This window comes from Prevotella sp. TCVGH (assembly GCF_023522295.1).
Classification (GTDB): domain Bacteria; phylum Bacteroidota; class Bacteroidia; order Bacteroidales; family Bacteroidaceae; genus Prevotella; species Prevotella timonensis.
Genome location: NZ_QFFX01000147.1, coordinates 1 through 1,037, shown reverse-complemented (window position 1 = coordinate 1,037; position 1,037 = coordinate 1). Strand labels below are relative to the sequence as shown.

Annotated in this window: 3 protein-coding genes; all 3 read right to left on the bottom strand. The window is 33.8% G+C overall.

Going from position 1 to position 1,037, the window contains the following annotated elements; translation table 11 throughout:
* Positions 1 to 50: 50 nt before the first annotated feature.
* From DEM91_RS12530 to DEM91_RS12520, 3 genes are read right to left on the bottom strand one after another with little or no spacing between them, the layout of a single operon-like run.
* A complete protein-coding gene (locus tag DEM91_RS12530; RefSeq protein WP_249859126.1) occupies positions 51 to 305 on the bottom strand; it encodes a hypothetical protein in 255 nt (84 codons plus the stop codon).
* Positions 306 to 339: 34 nt separating this feature from the next.
* Positions 340 to 489 (bottom strand): hypothetical protein, encoded by a 150-nt coding sequence (locus DEM91_RS12525; RefSeq protein ID WP_195254041.1) that lies wholly within the window; start codon positions 487 to 489, stop codon positions 340 to 342.
* 22 nt (positions 490 to 511) lie between these two features.
* The gene (locus tag DEM91_RS12520; RefSeq protein WP_195254040.1) at positions 512 to 823 is read right to left on the bottom strand and encodes a hypothetical protein; all 312 of its coding nucleotides are present in this window, start codon (positions 821 to 823) and stop codon (positions 512 to 514) included.
* Between the last annotated feature and the right edge of the window lie 214 nt (positions 824 to 1,037).

Below are 1,037 nucleotides of genomic sequence, written 5' to 3'. Positions count from 1 at the left end.
GCCGGAGGCGCGAAGCCTCCGAAGAGCGGCATCCGACTTGTCTCCGTGTGTTAGCCTTTGCAAACATAGTAACTTTTAGTAAGATACTCTTTGACTTTATTTTTGTCGAAAGGAATTATGTTTTCTCTCACATACTCTTCGGCTTGTTCCTTATTATCGAATATTTTATAAGCCCCATCTGGTCTATAAAACTCGTCTTCTCCACTAAAAGAATATAAATATAGGTTATTATTATCATCAAAGATGACATCTACCTCTTCAATATCACCAATTTGAGTTACTAAAATTTTATTTTCTTTGCGCATAATTATTTATTATCAAGCGATTTTATATATTTATCTATAAACTTGAAGATTCCACAAAGTCACAGGTCATTTCTCCACGGTCTGCTAAGTTTTGCAGAGCTTCGTACACTTCGTCACTAACTTCCACATCGCCTAAGCCTACCGTGTATTTAACCTTTACTGTTAAATCCTTTATTGTCTTCATATATCAACTTTTATTGGTTATTTTACTTCTCCTTAAATTGTGGTATTTCGCACCAGTGCGTAACAAGCAATTCGGGCAATTCCTCATCATACCTCTTTATACTTCCGTCTTCAAAACGTATAAGTATATCTACATCATTAGGGATTTTGTCCCTTGATATTTCGTGCCAAGAGTTAGCAGGAAATTTCTTGTAGAATTGTAGCATATCTCTGCATTTGCACTTAATCGTTGCAATATTATGAGAAACATTGCCTGACGTTGTTTTTTCACAAACTCCTATGATGCTTTCTAATGTAGCAATAAAAGTATTATCTATTTCTTTTTGAGTTGTCATAATATAAAATCCTCTTTCGTTATAAATAGTTCTGGGTTTTCGTGTACGTTGCCGATGATAACTTTAACAGAATGCCAAGAACTACTCTTGTCTACATCTGTATTGAAAATGTGTTGCATATCTTTTCTTTTGCTCATATACTTCTATGTTGCTTTCCAAATAATTGGAAAATATTTGTAATTTATTAACTGTTCATTATCATTCACTTAGCGTG

Bases quoted from the DNA above. Each gene is read 5' to 3' on its own strand.
- DEM91_RS12530 (WP_249859126.1), bottom strand. From the start codon at position 305: ATGCGCAAAGAAAATAAAATTTTAGTAACTCAAATTGGTGATATTGAA.
- DEM91_RS12525 (WP_195254041.1), bottom strand. From the start codon at position 489: ATGAAGACAATAAAGGATTTAACAGTAAAGGTTAAATACACGGTAGGC.
- DEM91_RS12520 (WP_195254040.1), bottom strand. From the start codon at position 823: ATGACAACTCAAAAAGAAATAGATAATACTTTTATTGCTACATTAGAA.